Genomic DNA, 21,536 nt, shown 5'->3' on the forward strand with positions numbered 1-21,536 from the left:
GGTCCTGTTAAAAACCGAACAATCAACTCATAATCAGCTGTTTTTTCAATCTACCATGAAAAGTGCATTGGCAAAGAACAATTTTCCATTTTCCCAAAACCCTCGGAACAAAGGGTTGTCCACCATATAAATCACTTGGCCACGACCGTAGTTTTCCACTCCAAACACCAATGTTTCTGAAATCCTTTTTTGTGCTTCGGTACCGGCAAAACCAGAAAATGGTTTGGAGTTCTTCTCCAAGTATACGGCATTTCCACTGTCGAGATATTTGTATGCATTGCTTCCTAATTTTAGAGAGAAATAATCAGAGCCGTAACCATAGGCCAAGGGGTTGGAATTATCCACCTTGGTTTTAAAGATAGCACCTGTGATAGCGCCTTTGATGCGTTCTCTTTCCCAATCTTTATAGGGCTGTGGTTTGTTGTCGCCGGAATCTTTCTCCATTTTCTTTTTCTCGATGCCAAAACCTTTTTCACCATCAAGGGCATCTATGGAGCCTCCCATGGCAATAATTTTTCCGCCTTGTCTAACCCAGTCTTTAAGTTTGGATAGCTGGTCTTCGTTAAAATGATTGCCATATCGGCCACCTGGCAGAACAAGAATATTATATTCGTTAAGGTCGACCCTATTGGCATAGTCATCGTCGATTACGGTGAGGGGATAATGCAATTGCTGCTCAAAAAAGTGCCAAATCTCCCCAAACCTAAGGGTGGAAGTTGGTCCTCCCGATAGCACTGCAATTTTGGGTTTGGTAATCATTTGAATGGATGAAGAGCCGAAATCCTTTCCAGAATCCACAAAACCGGTATTGGTAGAGGTAATATCTTTTTGAAATTTGGTGGCGATGGTTTGAACCATGGATATGAAACCTTCCTTGTTCTCGTTGTCGCCCTTGGTGATGATCAATGTGCCACGTTCAAAGGATTTGCCCTCAATGGTAAAGGGGTGGTCTGCTTTTCGAACTCGAATTCCTTCTTTGAGCAATGCAGCCAAAAAGCGTGCATCGTCCATGCTGTTCCAATCGGTTAGATAAGCATAGCTTCCGTTGCTAATATTTGATGAAGTTATTGTTTCCTGAACATTTTGAACAGAAACCGAGGATGTGGAGGCAACAGCATCCAAACCATAGGCATAGGGCAGCGACCACGCGGTAATGTCATAGGTCAGAGAATCCGAAAGCTTTGCGCTGGGTTCGAACAAGACCTTTACCAAAGTCCCTTTGGGTTGGTCGGTAGAAACCACCATACCATTTTTATTGATGGATATGCTACCGCTGCTTCCTGTGCCATAGTTGTGGCCCCGGTAAGAACCACTTGTCAAATCGCCATATTCAATATTGTGTTTGTCCAAAAGGGATTTAAGTGCATCCAGTTTGTCCTTATCGCCTTTTAGTACATAGCTTTGGTACTTGAATTCTTTGTTCTGATGAAACTTTCTGAATTCCGCGTTCAATTTTTCAGCATTTTTTGAGGAAACTTCCACAGTGGAGAGTCCTGTTGTAAAGTGATGTGCGATTCTATCCTTTAAGGTCAAAGTGTCACCAATGGCCGTGATAACACCTAGTCCAGCCCTGCCACTTCCTCCTTGTTCATACGTCATTCCAATGGAACCATTGTAAATGGGGTAGGTGTCACCATAACTTGGATATAACAGGTCAAAAACTTCTTTGGTAAAGTAAAACCAGCCGTTGGCATCAAAATACTTGGCATGATTTCTACCCAGTGTCACCTGAAAATCGCGTTGGAAGTCCGTTATCACCTCGTGATAGGGTTCTGCTGCGGGAGCAAAATAATACGGATTGTTTACGCCTTGCTCATGAAAATCCACATGGATGTGCGGTAACCATTGATTGAACATTTTTAAACGTTGCTGGCTCTCGACCTGTGTAAGCCAAGCCCAATCACGGTTTAAGTCGAACATATAGTGGTTGCTACGCCCGCTCCACCAGCCTTCGTGGTGTTCCTTGCTGTTTGGGTCCACTTGATATGGTGTATTCTTGTATTGGTTGTACCAGTTGCTGTATCGATCACGACCATCGGGGTTAATGCAGGGATCCATAATCACAACAGTGTTCTCCAGATAAGAACTCTTTTTGGTCAAAAGTTCATAAATGGTCTTCATGGATGCTTCGGTACTCACACTTTCGTTGCCATGTACGTTATAGCTCAACCAAACAATGGCTTTTGAGGAATTTCCCGTTCCTTCGGTGTCCTTTAAATGCTCTTGCCTAATGGTTTCCAAATTGGCAAGGTTTTCTGCAGAGGAAACGTACGCCAAAATCAATGGTCGGCGTTCGTTGGTCTGTCCATAAACCGTTAGTTGTACCCTATCCGAGGCAGTTTCGGCCAAATATTCGTAGTAATCCACTACTTCGTGGTGGCGTGTAAACTGTGTTCCGAGTTCGTAACCCAAAAACTCCGATGGGGACTTTAATTGTTGGGCAGATAAAGAAATGGATACTAAAAAAACGAGGGAAAATAAAAATTTGGTCATGCTTGGGTTAATTAGTTCTACCAAATCTACTAATAAATTGAGGCAGAAACCTAATTTTATCGAGGCTCGCCCTCTGAAATTGCATAAAATTCAATTAACGTATTTTTAGGAAGAGAAAAAAAGAAGAGGCTTATCTTTGAACACCTCATTACAGTTTTGAATGGAAGTAGAATGTATACCCTTTAAGGAGACCGGTTATTTTTCCCAACTAATTTGTGACTATCTTGATCAAAAAAAAGGTTTATCCCCTTTTTTTAACAGGTATCCCTTGCCAGAAAACTTTGGTGATCAAATCAAAGAGAAGACGGCCAATTATCCAAAGGAGCACAGGGCTGTATTGGTGAATTCGTTAAGGAATCAATACAAGGGAATTCAGGTTTCCAAGGCAACACAAAAAAATATCGATTCCCTTGAAAAGGAGACCTCCTTTACTGTGGTCACGGGACATCAATTGAACTTGTTTACGGGACCATTATATTTCCTGTATAAAATTGTTTCCACGATGAACCTGGCCAAAAAACTCAACAAGGAACATCCAAATCATCATGTTGTGCCGGTTTATTGGATGGCCACGGAAGACCATGATTTTGACGAGATCAACTACTTTAATCTGCATGGAAAAAAAATCCACTGGAACAAAAAGGCATCGGGTGCAGTAGGTAGGTTATCTACCGAAGGGCTGGACGAGGTTTATGAGATATTTGTTTCGGAACTGGGTAATTTGGGACTTACTGACAGATTAAAGGAACTTTTTAAAAAAGCCTATCTGGAGCATTCCAATTTGACCGGGGCAACCCGCTATCTGGCGAATGCCCTATTTGGGGAAGAAGGTTTGGTAATCGTGGATGGTGATGATAAGGAACTTAAAAAATTGTTGGTTCCCTATGCCAAAACAGATATTGTTGATCATACTCCTTACCAAAAAATATCGGATACTATTCAGACGTTGGGTGAGGTTTCCCCAGATTATACGATTCAGGTCAACCCAAGGGAAATCAATTATTTTTATTTGAAGGATGATTTACGGGAACGAATTATCCTGAAAAAGGGAAAATACCATGTGATCAATACCCATATCGATTTTTCCAAAGAAGAACTACTGCAAGAACTGGAATCATATCCCGAGCGTTTTTCACCAAATGTAGTGGCACGACCGTTGTACCAAGAAGTGATCTTGCCCAATCTGTGTTATATAGGTGGGGGAGGAGAGCTGGCTTATTGGTTGGAGCTTAAATCTTATTTTGATGAGGTGGGAGTTACCTTCCCCATGCTGATGTTGCGTAACTCAGCTTTGCTGATCACCGAAAAGCAGTCCGAAAAAGTGGAGAAAATGGGGCTCAAGGTTTCCCATTTGTTCATGAAGCAACATTCGCTCATCAACAAAAAAATAAGGGACATCTCCAATATCGACATTGATTTCTCGCCCCAGAAAAAATTGTTGGAAGAGCAATTTCAGCATATGTACGAACTGGCAGAAAAGACGGACAAGAGTTTCTTGGGTGCCGTAAAAGCACAGGAAGTAAAGCAAAAGAAAGGGTTGGATAAGCTTGAAAAACGTTTGCTGCGGGCTCAGAAACGTAAACTAAAGGATCATGTGGTACGGTTGACCGACCTTCAAAATGAATTGTTCCCCAACCAATCGCTTCAAGAAAGGCAATTGAATTTTTCAGAGATCTATTTGGAAATGGGCGAGGACCTCTTTCCCTTATTGCTGAATACCTTAGACCCATTCTTACAAGATTTTACCATTCTTAAACATAAATAATGGGTGTGGGCAGGTTCTGAGCACCCTGAAAAACCAAATTTTTTTCAAAAATTTATAAAACCATGGTAGGGTATTGCTTCCCTTGGTTGTTCTATAGTTGAAAATTGCTATGAAAAAGTAAATATTTTGAGTTGGTTAACTCATATGTTTAGGTTGGTTTTGATTTTATTGGAAAGCCCCGGAGTGGTTCCCGGGGCTTTTTGTTTTTACAGGTTTATCAAATTCTAAATTTTATTGGCTTTATTTGGCTCTGACTTTAGCTTCTTGCATTAGTTTGTCAAGCGCACCATTCGCGTTACAGTTACCAACTTCTGGCCTAGAAATCTCAATTAATTCGTTCTTATTGAAAATATTAAAACTCCCAACTTCTTTTTCCTCTCCATTGATGATTATAAAATGGGAGAATTCCTTAGTGTTGTGGTCGAATACAAATCCAGCTCCGCCAATACCATTGGTAAGCTCCTGAACACATGCTTCTACATTATATTTCAACCCTTCCAACTCTTCTACCGTAGGCAATTGGTCAACAACATCTTGGGCATCGATTCGAATACCATCAGCCTCTTCAATATATTTTACATTGTCGGCAGCTTCCAAAAGTTGTGCCTTTTGACTGCTAGTGAGTACCGTTTCATTGATGGTTACACTTCTTGATGCGGTCATGGTCCACAGGTCACCACAACCAAAAGTGGGATGACCATGGATAATGGTTACCGAAAAAGTCCTATTAATTCTATCCAGACTGGCCAAATCACGCAAAGCCCCTTCCAACTCGGTTCTTGTAGTTGCATTGTCACTTGTTTCATTTAGAGCATTTCGCAACCTTGTTAGGGTATTCCTATGCCCTCTTACAATGGCATCGATCTGTCCAGAAAGATTATCACTACAAAGTATACGGTTATTGTCGCTCAAATAGGAGTTGATTGTATTTCTTCCAGATGTTAGTCCTGCATCAACAGCATCATCAATGGCTTGTTGAGCATTATCGATAATTCCCGGTAGAACAGCTCTTAAACCTCTTAAGCTAAGTTCCAATTCATATTGATCTTCGGCATCTTTAAGGTCTTGGATTGCTTGTTCTGTAGCGGCAATGGCATTGTCAATCTGTTCAGTAACGGTTTCAGAGATACCTTCGGAAAAATTATCGGGCTTCGTGGCGATACATTTGGTTTCATTTGTGGTGTAGACGGCTGATGCACCCCAAACATCGTCGCCTGAATACACTTCCCCCTGCATGGTGAAAGCCTCCGGGGTTGCCCTTACAGAACCCTCCATGCCTTGGTCGCCTGTGGGCATTTGAATTTCAAAAGACCCCGACAATCCGATGTCAAAGTTGCCCGTTTGCTCTACAAATCCATAGGCATTCAAGTCTCCGTCTGGCATCAGGGGAATAAAATCCGGCCACCAGGATAGATCAGGGTCAACCAAACCATTAATAAAGGCTTTGGCCGTTACACCATCGTTGGTGGAAGCTTCAGCAACCACTGCAGCACTTCCCGAACCAATGGGGAAGCCAAAGGATATGAAAGAGGTTATTTCCATTGACAGGTCGAGCTGGCCATTGATGCCTGCCCGATAGTTTGCCCCAAAATCTGACTCCATAGGTTCATTAAAATCAAGATCAGCACTGAAACCTCTATTTTGGTAGTACATGCCGGAAGCTTCCAATAATTTGAAAAATGAGACCGTACCACCAGTAACTTGATTGGCTTGGAACGCTACAACATTCCCTTGAACAGGATTGGTAGGTTCATACATAAAGTTGGAACCAAAAGATCCTCCGAAACTAACACTACTCAATTTAGAACTGCTATCACCGTTGGAGTTGTCTCCATTATTATCCTCACCACCTAAGGCATTACCTCCCATTGAAAAGAAAAACATGGGGTCTGTATAGTCAGCAATCAAAGTGATGTGACCACCAACAGGTGTTTCTATGGAAAGGGGTTTGTGAGCATCGGGATCATCATTCACTCCGAGTTTTAATTCCAATCCGACTGAAATTGCAAAAACGAAATAGGAACGTTCATCCACCAGTTTAATTTCGAAATCTCGATTCTCGTTCAGAAATTTACCGGTGAAAAATCCAATTTCTGCCTGGACCGGCGTTTCAAATTCAAAATAGTTCGTAGGCGCCGGTATTTCCGAAGTGCCGCTTACACTTTTTAGGGTGCCGTCCTCATTAAATTGAACATCAAGCTCTGCTTCTGCAAAAACGATGGGTTCTTCTTCCGTGTTAAGAGTGAGTGATCCATCAACAATATATCCGTTTGCAGTTTCTGTAACTGTTCCCTCGGGGTTGAGGTCGTCTTCTGTGATTGCATCACCGGTATCTATGGCCACACATTGATCAGGACATTGTTCTGGGTTGCCGCATGGGTTTTCTTCACAAGGGTCGTTGGCAATAGGCTCTATTCCGCTTTCTTTTCCGCAGGACATGGTTAATGCCACTAGGAACAAAAGGCAAATTCCATTCAATGGTTTCAGTATTGTTTTCATCTCGTTCTGTTTTGTGGTTAAATGTGATTGCTGTTTTGTGTGACTTACTCCGTAACAGTCTGCAGGCCTTAGCCGAGCAAGACCACAAAACGGTGCCAAAAACTTGACAAAACAAACTTAAATTGCTGATATTGAGGGTGAAAATATTTAGGGTGGACAAAAGGTGGACACCCTGAAAAGTTGGTGGGGACAACAAGTGGACATGCAATAAACCTTTACAGGCTCAATACGAGGTCTTGAAGTGAATCTTCTGTTGGGATATTAAGTTTTTTTCGAAGACGGTACCGTGCTTTTTTAATCCCCTCGTTGGAGATGTTCAAGATATTGGCAATCTCTTTGGAGGATAGGTTCATTTTAAGCAGTGCCAACAAACGTAGCTCATTGGAAGTGACTTCAGGAAACCGGGCTTTCACATTGCTGTTGAAATCGCTGTGGACTTCCTCGAAATATCGAGAAAAGTTTTTCCAATTGTTATCATCCTGCAGATCAAAATCAATGGAGCGGATAAGACTTTGGTAGCCACTTGCTACAGACTCTTCTTTTTTTAGTACTTCCGCCTTTTGTTTTAGACTCTCCAACACTTCATTCTTTTTGGCCAAATGCAGGGCATGAGTGGTAAGTTCCTTCTTTTTAAATTCCAGTTCGGCATCTACCTTGGCCTTTTCGGCCTTGTTTCTTTTCAATTTTTGTCGGACTCCATAAAAACCGAACCCAAATACCAATACCGAAAGTCCGAGACCTCCGCCCAAAAGATACTTTTGAAGTTTGTCGACCTTTGCCTCCTGCTCCAATAAGGCAATTTGCTGCTCTTTTTTTTCGGTTTCATAAATAGTACGAAGCTCCTCGATTTGTTGGGATTTGGTGGAGTTGAAAATTGAATCGTTCAAAATTATGAACTGTTTTTTGTCCTCTAGAGCTTTTTGGTGTTGACCGTTCAGTTCATAGGCCAAGGAGCGCCCCTTATATCCATCTTTTAGTTCGACCAAACTATTTATGGAATCTGCTAATTGTATGGCCTCGGTATGGTATTTTATGGATTCCTTTGGGACATTTTTCTCCAAGTTCAAACTTCCCAGTTCATTTAAAGAACTGATACTGTTGTTGGCGGTTGTTTTTCCAAGCGCAATGCTTTTTTTTAAAAATTGCTCTGCAGCTTCAAGATTTCCTTTTTTGCGATTGGCCAAGCCCAGGTTGTGGTAGCAAATAGCTTCAAAGCCTTTTCTTCCCGAGCTTATTGAAATTTCCAAGCTTTTGTTGAAATGTTCGATTGCTTTGTCAATACTATCAAGTCCTAAGTGAACATAGCCAATTTCAGTGTGGGTAATGCATTCCCAAAGATGATTTTCCAGTGCTTCAAAAATACCGAGTCCTTCCATTAGAGGTTCCAATGCAGCCTTATCGTTGCCCCGCAGACTTTCGATTCTGCCCACACCGACCAGCATGTCCGCCCTTTGTCTTAAATATGGCTTTTTTAGCGAGTCTAAACCCCGTAGGCCTGCCAGCATATATTTTATGCCCAGTTCGTAGACACCTTTATCCATGTAGATAGTGGCTATTTCTCGATTGGTTTCTGCAATACGAATGCCACTTTTCATGTTTAGGGCGGTTTGCATTACATCGTCATACAGGCCAATGGATTTATCAAAGTTGCCGGATAACTGTTCTATCTTGGCAAGACCATTTAGGGTTTTAAACATTCCAGCTTTATTTTCAATAGTTTCCCATATAGGCTTGGCAAGTTGAAAGTAATATCTAGCGGAATCAAAAGAGTAAGTGCGACGATAATAATTGCCATAATTAAAGAGTGCGTCACCTTCCCCTTTTTTATAATTGAATGTTTTGGATAATTTAAGTTGTTCCTTTACATAGGGCAGTACGTCCTCCGGTTTCTTTTTTTGAAATACTTCGTAATAGAGATGGTCTAGCGTTTCAATTTTATCGATGCCCTCGCTTTGGTTTTGATAAACCGTTAGAAGACTGTCGAGTTTTGAATTCTTTTGTGCATGCAAAATATTGCTTAAAAGCAATACTAGACATCCCAAAACTCGGGATATGGTTTTCATGGAGGCCGATTTGCTAACTAAAATAAACATTTTAGCTCAACTTTTTGAAAAAGAGAGATTTGAGCTATTGAAGAATGCTTTGATAAATTTTTTAGAACAAATCTTTGAAATGTGCCTTTACTTCAAAAAGCGTGGCTTCCTTCATGGTATCGAACCTAATATCTGCATGGCCTACCCGTTCTTCTGGACCAATGCCCACACTGTGGAATTTTCCAGCTTTGGCGGCATCAATTCCCTTTTCGGCATCTTCAAAAACAATACAGTTTTCAGGGGGTAATCCCATTTTTTCGGCAGCATACAGAAAAATATCGGGAGCTGGCTTGCTCCTGGAAACGCTGTTGCCATCTCCAACAACATCAAAAAAATGTATGGCGTTGAGTTGTTTCAATACCTTGTTGGCATTTTTACTGGCACTCCCCAGGGCAACACTAAACCCTTCTGACCGTAAATGAGTTAGAAGCTCTCTGGCCCCGGGCAAATAATCTTCTGGTGTCATGTCGTCCAAGCTTTCCACATAAATGTCGTTCTTCTTGGTGGCCAGATCAATCACGGTATCTTCATCCAGGGATACACCATTGTGGTCCATGATCACTTTAATGGAGTCCATTCTGGAAATTCCCCTGAGCTTTTCATTGAGTTCACGATCAAACTGCCAGCCCATATCGTCCGACAGTTTTTTCCATGCAGCATAGTGAAGTTCCGCTGTATCGGTAATGACCCCGTCCAAATCAAAAATGAAACCCTTGATCATGGTTGTAGTTGTTTAGAGGGCAAAGAAAAAAGGAAAATAGTTAAGAAAAAAACTATTTAAGGGTTAGATTTTTAAAAGGAAAATGTAATATCGATTAAGATTGATTCACTTGTTAATAACCCGTTGGAATTACTTCATGGAAAAACTTGTCATAAATATCCTTTAAAAGATATTTTTGCAACTAAAGCAAATTGCTATTTTTGCCCATGCATAACAACGTACTCATCCTAGACTTTGGTTCCCAGTACACACAACTGATCGCAAGACGCGTGAGGGAACTCAACATTTACTCAGAAATCAAGCCATATAATAAATTGCCCGAGGATTTATCGGATTACAAGGCGGTTATCCTTTCCGGTTCGCCTTCTTCGGTGCGATCGGAGCAGGCCCCTCATCCGGATTTATCGGAGATAAAGGGCAAGAAACCTTTGTTGGGTATCTGCTACGGGGCGCAATACTTGTCGCATTTTCATGGAGGCAACGTGGCACCATCGGCAACTCGTGAATATGGTAGGGCCAATTTGTCCTACGTTAAGCCAAATGAGGATTTCCTAAGCGGAATCGGGGAAGGCAGCCAAGTTTGGATGAGCCATAGTGATACGATCAAGGAGCTTCCCGAGGGAGCCGTTTGTTTGGCCAGCACACACGATGTGGAAAATGCCGCTTACAAAATCGAGGGCGAAACAACCTACGGGATTCAATTTCACCCGGAAGTATACCACACCACGGATGGCAAAAAGCTTTTGGAAAACTTTTTGGTAAATATTGCAGGATTGAAACAGGATTGGACGCCTGATGCTTTTGTGGAAACCACTGTTGAGGAATTACGGAAAGAGATTGGTGACGAGAAGGTTATTTTGGGACTGTCCGGTGGAGTGGATTCCAGTGTTGCCGCCATGTTGTTGCACAAAGCAATCGGAGATCACCTGTACTGCATCTTCGTAAACAATGGACTTTTGCGTAAAAATGAGTTCGAAAGTGTTTTAGATCAGTACAAGCATATGGGGCTTAATGTGAAGGGCGTTGATGCTTCGGCACGTTTTTTGGATGCCTTGAAGGGAGAGTCCGACCCCGAAGGAAAAAGAAAGATTATCGGAAGGGTCTTCATTGAGGTTTTTGATGATGAGTCGCACAAAGTGGAAAACGCAAAATGGTTGGCCCAGGGCACCATTTATCCGGATAGGATCGAATCCGTTTCAGCCAGTGGAGGACCATCTGCAGTGATAAAAAGTCACCATAATGTAGGCGGTTTACCCGATTATATGAAGTTGAAAGTAGTGGAGCCTTTGAAAATGTTGTTCAAAGATGAGGTGCGAAGAGTAGGGGCCAGCATGGACATGCCAGCTGAGATTTTGGGAAGACATCCATTCCCTGGACCTGGTCTTGGAATTCGTATCTTGGGCGATATTACGGCAGAAAAAGTGGCAATTTTACAGGAAGTGGATGCCATTTTTGTTGATGGATTAAAAAAATGGGGGCTTTATGACAAGGTTTGGCAGGCCGGAGCCATGCTTTTGCCCGTAGATAGTGTAGGAGTTATGGGAGATGAGCGTACCTACGAAAAATGTGTGGCGCTGAGAGCGGTTGAAAGTACCGATGGTATGACGGCCGATTGGGTGAATTTACCCTACGAATTCCTACAAAAGACCTCTAATGATATAATAAACAAGGTTAAAGGCGTTAATAGAGTGGTGTATGACATTAGCTCAAAACCACCGGCAACTATAGAATGGGAATGAAAAAATATATTTTACAACTGGTTTTTACCATTGTCCTTTTGTTGGCGATGGCACCGGTTTCCGCACAAAATTATGCAACGCACGCTGTAAAGGAAGGAGAAACCCTGAAGAGTATTTCGCAGAAATACAGGGTAACGCCCTACAGTATATTACAGGCCAACAAGGAAATCAAGAGTGCCTCTGATGTAAAGGAGAACACCATCCTCATTATTCCTTTGAATGGGAAACCTATAAAGGATAAAGAAGACACCAAAAAAGAAGAGCAGGAGGAAGAAGAGGTGAAACCAATCCGTTTTATGCGTCATAGGGTAAAAAGGAGGGAAACTATCTTTGGTCTTACACAGAAATACAACATTTCCGAAGATCAACTGAAAAGGTACAATACCAGATTATATTCTGAACCACTCGAGCGTAGAATGGTGCTTCAAATTCCCGTTTTCCCCGAAGTTGACCCCGATGAGGAAAAAGAGCTGGACTTTGAAGTCTACACCGTGCAACCTAAAGAGACCCGTTGGAGCATTGCCCATAAGTATGGTATAAGTGTGGACAGTCTTTTGGTGTTGAATCCAGAATTGGACAAGAACAACAATTACTTGGCAGCAGGAGAGGAGTTGAAATTGCCAAGACCAAAAGGGGATAGTCTAAAAGAGCAGAAAACAGAAATATTCACCTCCTACACAGTGCCACCAAAAATGACCCTTTACAGTTTGGGAAGGGAGTATGGCATCCCAACGGACTCGATTGTTCGATTGAATCCTGAGATCGTAAAGGAAGGAGGACTTAAAGAAGGTATGGTGGTAAGACTTCCCAAAAAGAAAGATGATGAAGGGGAGGTAAACACGGAAAACTTTATTTTTTATGAGGTTAAGCCAAAACAAAATATTTTTAGAATTACCCAAAACCTTAAAATTACAAGGGACGAACTGTTCCGTTTAAACCCCGCTTTAGAAAACGGGTTAAAAGCCGGAATGGTACTAAAATTACCCAAAGAAAAGGCGGCAGACCTAGAGGTCAAGAATGCCTTGGTACTGGATAAAATCAACTTGGTGGACAGCATAAACGTGGAGAATAGGCCAAAATTGGTATTTATGTTGCCCTTTAGATTGGACAAGGTCAATGTAGCCGACGCCGAAAAAGCCGAAGAGCTGATCAAAAACAGAAGGGATTTGGCTTTGAGCCTTGGTTTTTATACCGGTGCCATGGTAGCATTGGACTCTATAAAAAAAATGGGGGTTTCGGTAGATGTAAAAACCTATGATACCCAATTGGACCAGACCAAAGTAAAGGAAATTCTCTTCAGGGAAAACCTAAATGGCGTTAGTGCCATTATCGGCCCATTGGCTTCGGGACCTTTGGACGAGGTGGCTGTTCAGGCTTCTGCAAAAGATATTCCTGTAATCGCTCCGATTTCCTCGGACAGTAAATTGAGTCACAGTAATGTGTTTTTCTCTGTTCCAAGGGATGTGGTACTCCGCGAGAAGATGTTGTCCTACATGGAAAAAATCCACAAGGATGAAAATATTATCATTATTGCAGATTCCACTCACCAAGTGGCACACGACTCCATCTTGAGCAAATTCCCGGCAGCCCAAATTGCCAAGGTGATCGATAATAAATCACTTCACCTCGACGAGTTTTTGGTTCAACTTTCTGAAGAAAAAGAGAACTGGGTATTTTTGGAAACCGACCAACCCAATATGGTGGCCAGTGTTACTTCTATCCTGAACTCAGCAAACACAGCGGCAATTAGTGATGAAGAAACGGTGGAAATCAATGTGCGCATGTTTACCACAAGTTTTAATGCGGCTTTTGAGGATGACGCGGTCTCCAAGACCCATCTTTCCAACCTTAAGTTTACCTATCCATCATTTTATAGAGAATCCGTAAATGATTCTTTCACTAAGGCGTATAGCCGAAAATATAATGGGGTGCTTCCCGATAGGTACGCCGTAAGAGGATTTGATGTAACCATGGATGTATTGCTAAAGCTGGCATACAAGGACAATCTATTCGAAACGTCCAAATATATTGGTCTGACCGAATATGCGGGAAATGGATTTGACTACTTTAATGATTGGACCTCTGGTTATTTCAATAGAGCGTGCTTTATCATGGAGTATGATAATCTTGAAATTAAAGAAGTAGAGCCAAAAGATGACATCAAAAGTAACCTATAACGGAAACCTTCGTACCACTTGCGTTCACATACGCTCTGGGAACGAATACATTACCGATGCCCCAATTGATAACAATGGTAAAGGCGAGGCTTTTTCACCAACCGATACCGTGGCAACCGGATTGGCCAATTGCATGATGACCATGATGGGCATAAAAGCACGCGACTTGGAGGTGGATTTAATAGGTTCCACAGCCGAAGTAACCAAGCACATGGCGGCAAACCCAAGAAGAATTTCCAAGATCGAGGTGAAAATGGAGCTGCCTGCATCGGTTTCTGAAAAACACCGGAAGATTTTGGTGCATACCGCCCAAACCTGTCCCGTACACTACAGTTTACATCCCGATATTGAAAGAGTAATTGAATTTAATTGGGTAAAATAATTGGCATAATAGGTATTCTTCTACTTGGTTTTTTAGGCTTTTCGCAAGAAATCGAGGAGGGAGTTTCATGGAACAAGGACATGCGGCTTACTTGGGCGGATTATAAGGGTAAGGTACCTCCTGCCGATGAGTCGGCAGCAACTACTGCCAGTGGTATCAGTTATTCCTATTCTGCAAACCTTTTGCACCATGAGGTAAAACTGGATTTTGAGGTAGGCGCCTATTTTTATCCCAATGAATCTTGGTACAAACCACAATTATGTGATGAAAACACCCTAGCGCACGAGCAGCTCCATTTTGATATCACGGAGCTTTTTGCCAGAAAAATGCGCGAAAAATTGAGACGTACTTCCTTTTCCGATGATGTAAAGGCAGAGGTCCGTAAGATTTATCGGGATATTTTAAAGGAGTTGCAACAATATCAGGAGCAATACGACTGGGAAACCAACTTTTCCCGAAATAGGGAAAAACAACGGGAATGGAACCGTAAGATTGCCAATGCATTAAACGGAGAAGGGTGAAATTGTATTTGATTTCTGCCTTTCGAATTGTCATTTAATTTCTTCATCAACCCTTTCTTTCATTCTTAACGCATTTTCAACAATATTTTTAGCCATACGTCGGGTTCTGTAAGCATAGGTAAGTTCGTGATCGATCAGTTGGCGAAACTTTTTAGTTTTCAATTCCTCCAAAAATTCATTGGTATCATAATCGTTAACATAGCTTGGATTCTCATTGTCGAATGGTCGAATTGCATTAATGTAATTACCATACTCCGTATTATAACTTTTGGATAATTCACCCTGTACTTTCATATCGGTATAGAACTCGGATAAATCTTTTCGTAAGCTATCATTGCTTATCAAACGCAAATTACCTGTGCTTACAAGTTCTTGGTATGCCTCATCATCGACCAGATAAAAACCACTAAACGATGCCGCTCCTTTTGCTATGGTATTTATAAAATTTAAAGTATCTGCAATGGGGAAGGGTGCCTCTATATATTGTTTGGCAAAATTTAAGTTTTCAATTTTTTCGTCAAATCGGTCAACATAAATTCGCTGGGTATTAAAAGTTAAATTTTCCAGATCAGCTGAGATGGATAAAAGATAATCTTGCTCTAGGTTGGCATTTTTTCGTTCCTCGTTCCAATTATTGATCTGTAGGGCAATAAGAATACCTATGACCACCAAGATGATTTCACCTAATGCGTAAAGCAAATATTTGCTGAGTTTGTTTTCCGATAGTAATCGTTGCCTAATCTTTCTAAATATTTTGATCATAGTATTGGAAGGTCAAAAATCAAGTTGGTTTAAAATGTTGGTCATTCCAAAATAAACACAATTGTTTGATTGATACTGGTCTCAAGGGACCGAGATTTGGCTCTAGTCTTTCAATTGAAAGAGAATTTCCATCACTTCAATTTTGGGTGCTTCCACAATTTCATAGGCCATAGGGATGCCCTTAGCCAGTTCGGACTCCCTAAAGGCCTGTGCTGACTCTTCGGAATCCCATACATATACACCCCCATATTCATTGGGCCCGTTCAATTTGACATAGTATTTCTGTAAAAGGCCTGGAATGGCCTTGAACTGTGGTTCTCTTTCTCGTGCCTTTTCCAGCAACGTAACTTCATCCAGATTACTTTTTAATCGTATTATTTGAAGTATCATAAGGTTTTCATTAAACGGATTTCAGGTAATCAATACTTTCTTTAAGGGCAACCCTTGGGTTTTCTACCACATCTTGCTCCACAAAAAAATGTTTTACGCCAGATTTTTGGGCTGCATCAACAATAGCAGGAATATCCATAGCTCCTTTTCCAACGGAGGTCATCAATGGAAAAAGTTCTATCCACTGGTCGGCCGTTCCACCATCTCCCTTAAAGGTTGTAATTTCCTTCATGTCCTTTAAATGCATTGCAATGTAACGGTCCTTATATTTTTGAAGGTATTCGGCAGGGTCCGCACCTCCGGCCGTGGTCCAGTAAATATCCATTTCAAAAAATACAAGCTCAGGGTCTGTGTTGTCCAAAATAATGTTCAAAGGAATCTGTCCATCCATTTCATGCAAACCATAACCGTGATTATGATAAATAAATCTGAACCCTTCATTTTTGGCATTTTCTCCTATGGCATTTAAGGTATCCGCCATACGTTTATAGTCATCAAGGGAAGTTCGCAATTCCCCTGGTATGGCCGAAATCCCCATGCAATCCAATCCCAGCGTTCGAACTGCTTCGCCTACTTCCGGCATTTTTGTCTGTAGTGAGACCAGGTCAATGTGCCCCGAAGTAGCTTTTAAACCATTGTCTTGCAACAATCCTTGAAATTCTTTTGCCGAATGCCCATAAAAACCACTACCGGTAAAACCCAAACTTGGTGTTACGGCCTTCCACCGCTCGTGTGCGGCAACGGAGCTGAATGGATAGGGACCATAAATCTCAATCTCTTTATATCCCATTTGGGACAACATGTTTAAAGTGCCGGGCAAATCATTTTCCAACATTTTTGGGAGTGAGAACAGTTGAATTCCGATACTGTCCAGGCCTTTTTTTGAGGGTGAACAGGCTCCAAGGCCCAAAAGCATGGTTGCACTGGAAGCCAAAGCGGTGTTTTGGATAAACTCTCTTCGTTTCATGTCTGTTTAGTTTGGTTATTTTATTGGGAGTATGGATTAAATATCACATCTCATAAATCCATCTTTCAATGCTTCGATTTTATCGTCCCAGGTAGCGATAAACTCTTGCGCCACATATCCTTTAAACCCGGTGTCGTGTATAGCTTTTATTATGGCAGGATAGTACAATTCCTGTGTTTCATCAATTTCGTGCCTTCCTGGCACACCTGCTGTATGGTAGTGTCCAAAATAAGGGTGGTAATTCTGTATGCTTCGGATGATGTCCCCTTCTTGGATTTGCATGTGGTAGATATCGAACAGCAACTTAAAATTGTCGCTTCCCAAGTGTTTGCAAAGCTCTACGCCCCAAAGGGAATTGTCGCACATATAATCTGGATGGTTTACTTGGTTGAAGAGTTCCATTTGAATGACAACGCCATGCTCTTCTGCCAAGGGTATGATCTGTGAAAGACCGTCCACACAATTTTGAAGGCCAACGTAATCGTTCATGCCATCTCTGTTGCCACTAAAGCAGATCAGGTTGGTATATCCAGCCTCGGCAACCTTGGGAATCATTTCGGTATAGTTTTTAATGAGTTGCTCATGATATTTTGGATTGTTCCATCCTTCGGTAAGGCTGATCTCGGCACCATTGCACATGGAGCAATGAATATCGTATTTCTTTAAAGTGGGCCAATCCTTTGGTCCGACCAAATCAATCGCCTTAACACCTAATTCGTTAAGGGTCTTTAAAAAATCTTCCAGGGGGATATCATTAAAACACCATTCGCACACGCTATGATTGATATTGTGCTTTAGATTAAATTCTTTGGATTGTCCATAGTTGTTTGAGGCCATGGCAGAAGCCGAAGCCAGTCCTGCAGACCCTACGGCAGCAGTGGTTATAAAATTTCTACGTTTCATTTTGAGGATTTGTTAATGGAAAGATAGTATTTTAGACCTACATATGGAAATACGTCCCGATACAAAACAGCTTTTGGAACTGGCCCATTACAAAATGCCTTTTGGCAAGTTTAAAGGACGATATCTTGTGGATCTGCCACTCCCATATCTGGTCTGGTTTCGGCAAAAAGGTTTTCCCAAAGGGAAATTGGGAGACTATTTAAATACCATGCTTACCATTAAGGATAATAACCTGGAACCCATCATTAGAAAACTGCAAAAAGATTTTCCTAAAGAATCTTCCTGATTTTTGTCCTGCAATTAGTAACTTTACGCCCCGTAATAGAATGATCAATATGTCAGAGACCAAGTACATTTTCGTTACGGGAGGCGTTACTTCTTCATTGGGTAAAGGAATTATAGCCGCATCCTTGGCCAAACTACTGCAGGCCAGGGGATACCGAACCACCATACAAAAGTTAGATCCATACATAAATGTTGACCCGGGAACACTGAACCCATACGAGCATGGCGAATGCTATGTAACCGATGATGGTGCGGAGACCGACTTGGACCTTGGCCACTACGAACGTTTTTTGAATGTTCGCACCTCACAGGCCAACAATGTTACCACAGGTAGAATATACCAAAGTGTAATCGAAAAGGAACGTAGAGGTGAATTTTTGGGCAAAACCGTGCAGGTAGTCCCCCATATTACCAACGAGATAAAGGAACGTATCCAAATTTTGGGCAATAATGGGGACTATGATATTGTTATTACCGAGATTGGTGGTACAGTGGGAGATATCGAATCATTGCCCTACATTGAAGCTGTAAGGCAATTGCTTTGGGAGCTTGGTGAGCACAATGGAATTGTGGTGCACCTTACTTTGGTCCCATTTTTATCTGCAGCCGGAGAATTAAAAACCAAGCCTACGCAGCACTCTGTCAAAACCTTAATGGAGAGTGGAATAAAGGCCGATATCTTGGTATGCCGTACAGAGCATCAAATTTCGGAGGATATCAAGGAAAAATTGGCGCTTTTCTGTAATGTGAAGAAAGAAGCGGTAATCCAATCCATAGATGCATCGACCATTTACGATGTTCCCTTATTAATGCAAGAAGAAGGTTTGGATACGGTTACCTTGGAAAAATTGGCCTTACCCAATGATACCGAGCCTAACCTAGATCAATGGAAAGAGTTTCTGCAAAGGCACAAAAACCCAAAGGATAAAGTTGTAATTGGTTTGATTGGAAAGTACGTTGAACTTCCCGATTCCTATAAATCCATTCAGGAAGCCTTTATTCATGCAGGCGCTGCCAATGAGGTGGATGTTGAGGTGAAATCGATTCATTCCGAACATTTGTCAGCAAAGAATATAGATAAAAAACTAAAGGGCCTCGACGGTATTCTGGTAGCCCCCGGTTTTGGTGAACGTGGAATCGAAGGAAAGGTAACGGCCGTAAAATATGCCCGTGAGAACAATATTCCTTTCTTAGGTATTTGTTTGGGTATGCAAATGGCCGTAATCGAATTTGCAAGAACCGTTCTTGGTCTGGAAAAAGCCAATTCTACCGAAATGGACAGCGAAACACCAGACCCTGTCATCAGTTTAATGGAAGAACAAAAATCCATCACCAATAAAGGTGGTACCATGAGATTGGGTAGTTGGGATTGCCACCTAAAAGAACGTAGTCTGGTGGAAAAAGTATATGGTTCTTCCGATATTGAGGAGCGCCACCGCCACCGTTATGAATTCAACAACAAGTATAAGGAGCAAATGGAGAAAGCAGGTTTGTTGGCTTCCGGTTTAAACCCGGAAACAGGCTTGGTGGAAGTTGTGGAAATACCCTCGCATCCATGGTTCGTTGGTGTGCAATATCACCCAGAGTATAAAAGTACCGTTGCCAGCCCTCACCCCTTATTTGTTGGGTTTGTAAAAGCGGTATTGACCCATAAACAGAAACAAAACAATGCCAGTTTGGCATAAAATGGGGTTTTGGGCATATATTTGCCACTTGAAATACCAATAAAATATTTCTACTAAATAATATTCATGGAAGAAAAGAAGCTGGATATTAAATCCATTATTGGATTTGTACTGATTTTTGGGATACTCATTTATATGTTTTACCAAAATCAGCCTACGCCAGAAGAGTTAGAGGCACAAAAAGCTGAACAAGCACAGCAAGCGCAGGTCGAGGAAGAGGAAGCCAAAGCTGAGGAAGAAGCCAAAACGGCTCCTGTTAAGGAAACAAAAACCATCGACTTGTCCGATTCTACGGCGGTTGCCCAGTATAAAAGCACCGTTGGGGCATTTGGTTTTACACAAACATCGGACGGTAATACCATTCTGGAAAATGAGGTGCTGAAACTTGAGGTCTCCAATAAAGGAGGACAAATTGTTGAGGCAAAAATGAAGAATTTTGTCACTCACGATTCTGTACCCATCTATTTGGTGAAAGATGGCAACGCCAATTTTGCCTTGAACTTCACTACTTCGGACAATAGAGTTTTAAGTACGGCCGACCTGTATTTTGAGCCTTCACTGAGCCAAAGTGGTGATAATAAGGTGCTTTCCATGAAGGCCAAAGTGGCCAATGATCAGTATTTGGAGTACCGTTACGAAATGAAACCAAATGAATATTTGGTGGACTTCACCGTTCGGTCCCAAGGTTTGAGCGGTGTTTTCAACAGTAGCCAGCCAGTTACTTTGGAATGGGATTTAAAAGGTATTCGACACGATCAGAGTGTGAGATATGAAAATCGATATACCCGATTAACCTATAACCACGACGACGGAAATATCAGCAAGCTTTCGGAGAGTAGCGATTTTGATGAGGAAACCGAAGTGGATGTTAAGTGGTTGTCGTACCGTCAGCACTTTTTTAGTTCAATTTTAGCTGCCGACGATCATTTTAAAACAGCTGATTTGACTTCTACAAACTTGGTCGAGGAAGAAAGCAAGGAACTACGTTTTACCAAAGAATACACGACAAGGGCTCCGTTGGAGTTAAAAGGAGGCGAACTGGGCCAAAATATGTATTGGTACTACGGACCAACGGATGTTAAAGTATTGGATGATTATGAGGATTTGGGTCTGGTAGAGTCGATTCCTTTTGGATGGGGAATCTTTGGTTGGATCAACCGCTATGTCTTTACTCCGTTCTACACTTTCTTGAGTTCGTTCTTGCCCTATGGAATCGCCATTATTATCATGACAATTATGGTACGATTGGCACTTTCGCCAGTGACGTACAAATCCTATTTGTCGCAGGCCAAAATGAAGGTGTTGAAACCTGAAATTTCGGAAATCAGCGAAAAGTACAAGGACAATGCCATGAAAAAACAGCAGGAGACCATGAAGGTTTACAACAAGGCAGGGGTGAGCCCTATGAGTGGTTGTGTGCCCGCATTGTTGCAGTTGCCGATTTTCTACGCACTGTTTATGTTCTTCCCAACATCGTTTGCACTGCGTCAAAAATCATTCCTTTGGGCGGAGGATCTTTCCTCTTACGACACCATTTTTGAGTTGCCGTTTACCATACCATTTTATGGGGACCACGTATCGTTGTTCCCGATTTTGGCATCCATAGCCATCTTCTTCTATATGCAGATGACAACAGGTCAGAGCATGCAGATGCAACAACAGCCTGGTATGCCGAACATGAAATTTATTATGTACCTATCGCCTATTATGATGTTGTTCTTCTTTAACAACTATGCGAGTGGGTTGAGTTTGTATTACTTTATCTCCAACTTGATTACCATCTTTATAATGTTGGCCATCAAGAACTACATTTTGGATGAGGATAAAATCCATGCCCAGATACAGGAGAACAAGAAAAAGCCTAAAAAAGAGAATAAGTTCCAGCGTAAGATGCGCGAGATGATGGAGCAGGCCGAGGAGCAAAAGAAATCTGGAAGAAGATAATCCAGAAGCAGATTGCTTTTTGATCAACATAAAAAAACTCCCTCAAGATTTCTTGGGGGAGTTTCCATTTATAGGTATAGTTTGGAAAGATTTGGGACTCCAAAGATGCAGGATTACCGACGTTCAAAAAATTAAAAGTTGTAAAACACCTTTTTTTTGTGGGAAAATATTCCCTTGTTGATGTGTCATCGACGAACGGTAAACCCCAGA

Annotated in this window: 16 protein-coding genes; 8 read left to right on the forward strand and 8 right to left on the reverse strand. The window is 41.7% G+C overall.

Features of this window, described 5'->3' with window-relative positions; translation table 11 throughout:
* Positions 1-45: 45 nt before the first annotated feature.
* A complete protein-coding gene (locus tag J0X13_RS14365) occupies positions 46-2,493 on the reverse strand; it encodes a M14 family metallopeptidase (protein WP_207072085.1) in 2,448 nt (815 codons plus the stop codon).
* Positions 2,494-2,653: 160 nt separating this feature from the next.
* On the opposite strand from J0X13_RS14365, the gene bshC reads away from it, so the two are divergent.
* Positions 2,654-4,258, forward strand: coding sequence for a bacillithiol biosynthesis cysteine-adding enzyme BshC (gene bshC, locus J0X13_RS14370; RefSeq protein WP_207072086.1), 1,605 nt, complete (start codon positions 2,654-2,656; stop codon positions 4,256-4,258).
* A 240-nt stretch (positions 4,259-4,498) separates the two neighbouring features.
* Here bshC and J0X13_RS14375 read toward each other — a convergent pair whose 3' ends face one another.
* The 3 genes from J0X13_RS14375 to pgmB all read right to left on the reverse strand — a co-directional run bounded on the left by J0X13_RS14375 (position 4,499) and on the right by pgmB (position 9,571).
* Positions 4,499-6,757, reverse strand: coding sequence for a hypothetical protein (locus J0X13_RS14375; RefSeq protein WP_207072087.1), 2,259 nt, complete (start codon positions 6,755-6,757; stop codon positions 4,499-4,501).
* Positions 6,758-6,972: 215 nt separating this feature from the next.
* A complete protein-coding gene (locus tag J0X13_RS14380) occupies positions 6,973-8,820 on the reverse strand; it encodes a tetratricopeptide repeat protein (protein ID WP_207072088.1) in 1,848 nt (615 codons plus the stop codon).
* Between the two features lie 91 nt (positions 8,821-8,911).
* Positions 8,912-9,571 (reverse strand): beta-phosphoglucomutase, encoded by a 660-nt coding sequence (gene pgmB, locus J0X13_RS14385; RefSeq protein WP_207072089.1) that lies wholly within the window; start codon positions 9,569-9,571, stop codon positions 8,912-8,914.
* Between the two features lie 206 nt (positions 9,572-9,777).
* Here pgmB and guaA point away from each other — a divergent pair, with 206 nt between their 5' ends.
* Genes guaA through J0X13_RS14405 form a run of 4 tightly spaced genes read left to right on the forward strand, consistent with a single transcriptional unit; the run spans position 9,778 to position 14,390 of the window.
* The gene (guaA, locus tag J0X13_RS14390) at positions 9,778-11,310 is read left to right on the forward strand and encodes a glutamine-hydrolyzing GMP synthase (protein ID WP_207072090.1); all 1,533 of its coding nucleotides are present in this window, start codon (positions 9,778-9,780) and stop codon (positions 11,308-11,310) included.
* Entirely contained in the window at positions 11,307-13,487 is a 2,181-nt protein-coding gene (locus J0X13_RS14395) for a LysM peptidoglycan-binding domain-containing protein (protein WP_207072091.1), read from the forward strand. Before guaA ends, J0X13_RS14395 begins: the two co-directional genes overlap by 4 nt.
* The gene (locus J0X13_RS14400) at positions 13,465-13,869 is read left to right on the forward strand and encodes an OsmC family protein (RefSeq protein ID WP_207072092.1); all 405 of its coding nucleotides are present in this window, start codon (positions 13,465-13,467) and stop codon (positions 13,867-13,869) included. The genes J0X13_RS14395 and J0X13_RS14400 overlap by 23 nt, the downstream gene beginning before the upstream one ends.
* The gene (locus J0X13_RS14405; protein WP_207072093.1) at positions 13,857-14,390 is read left to right on the forward strand and encodes a DUF922 domain-containing protein; all 534 of its coding nucleotides are present in this window, start codon (positions 13,857-13,859) and stop codon (positions 14,388-14,390) included. Before J0X13_RS14400 ends, J0X13_RS14405 begins: the two co-directional genes overlap by 13 nt.
* 30 nt (positions 14,391-14,420) lie before the next feature.
* On the opposite strand, the gene J0X13_RS14410 is transcribed toward J0X13_RS14405, so the two are convergent.
* The 4 genes from J0X13_RS14410 to J0X13_RS14425 all read right to left on the reverse strand — a co-directional run bounded on the left by J0X13_RS14410 (position 14,421) and on the right by J0X13_RS14425 (position 17,412).
* Positions 14,421-15,152 carry a DUF6090 family protein gene (locus tag J0X13_RS14410; protein ID WP_207072094.1) on the reverse strand — a complete coding sequence of 244 codons (732 nt, stop codon included), beginning with the start codon at positions 15,150-15,152 and terminating at the stop codon, positions 14,421-14,423.
* A 102-nt stretch (positions 15,153-15,254) separates the two neighbouring features.
* On the reverse strand, positions 15,255-15,542 hold the full coding sequence (locus J0X13_RS14415; RefSeq protein ID WP_207072095.1) for an antibiotic biosynthesis monooxygenase family protein: 288 nt from the start codon (positions 15,540-15,542) through the stop codon (positions 15,255-15,257).
* A 10-nt stretch (positions 15,543-15,552) separates the two neighbouring features.
* On the reverse strand, positions 15,553-16,509 hold the full coding sequence (locus tag J0X13_RS14420) for a sugar phosphate isomerase/epimerase family protein (protein ID WP_207072096.1): 957 nt from the start codon (positions 16,507-16,509) through the stop codon (positions 15,553-15,555).
* Between the two features lie 36 nt (positions 16,510-16,545).
* Positions 16,546-17,412 (reverse strand): hydroxypyruvate isomerase family protein, encoded by an 867-nt coding sequence (locus J0X13_RS14425; RefSeq protein WP_207072097.1) that lies wholly within the window; start codon positions 17,410-17,412, stop codon positions 16,546-16,548.
* 43 nt (positions 17,413-17,455) lie between these two features.
* Between J0X13_RS14425 and J0X13_RS14430 the strand changes: the two genes are divergently transcribed.
* The 3 genes from J0X13_RS14430 (at position 17,456) to yidC (ending at position 21,326) form a co-directional block, all read left to right on the forward strand.
* A complete protein-coding gene (locus tag J0X13_RS14430; RefSeq protein ID WP_207025573.1) occupies positions 17,456-17,698 on the forward strand; it encodes a DUF3820 family protein in 243 nt (80 codons plus the stop codon).
* Between the two features lie 49 nt (positions 17,699-17,747).
* Positions 17,748-19,382 carry a CTP synthase gene (pyrG, locus tag J0X13_RS14435; RefSeq protein ID WP_207072098.1) on the forward strand — a complete coding sequence of 545 codons (1,635 nt, stop codon included), beginning with the start codon at positions 17,748-17,750 and terminating at the stop codon, positions 19,380-19,382.
* A gap of 66 nt (positions 19,383-19,448) precedes the next feature.
* A complete protein-coding gene (yidC, locus tag J0X13_RS14440) occupies positions 19,449-21,326 on the forward strand; it encodes a membrane protein insertase YidC (RefSeq protein WP_207072099.1) in 1,878 nt (625 codons plus the stop codon).
* Positions 21,327-21,536 lie beyond the last annotated feature (210 nt).

Origin of the sequence: [Muricauda] lutisoli (nom. illeg.) (genome assembly GCF_017313105.1) — a bacterium.
In the GTDB taxonomy this organism is placed as follows: Bacteria; Bacteroidota; Bacteroidia; order Flavobacteriales; family Flavobacteriaceae; genus Flagellimonas; species Flagellimonas lutisoli.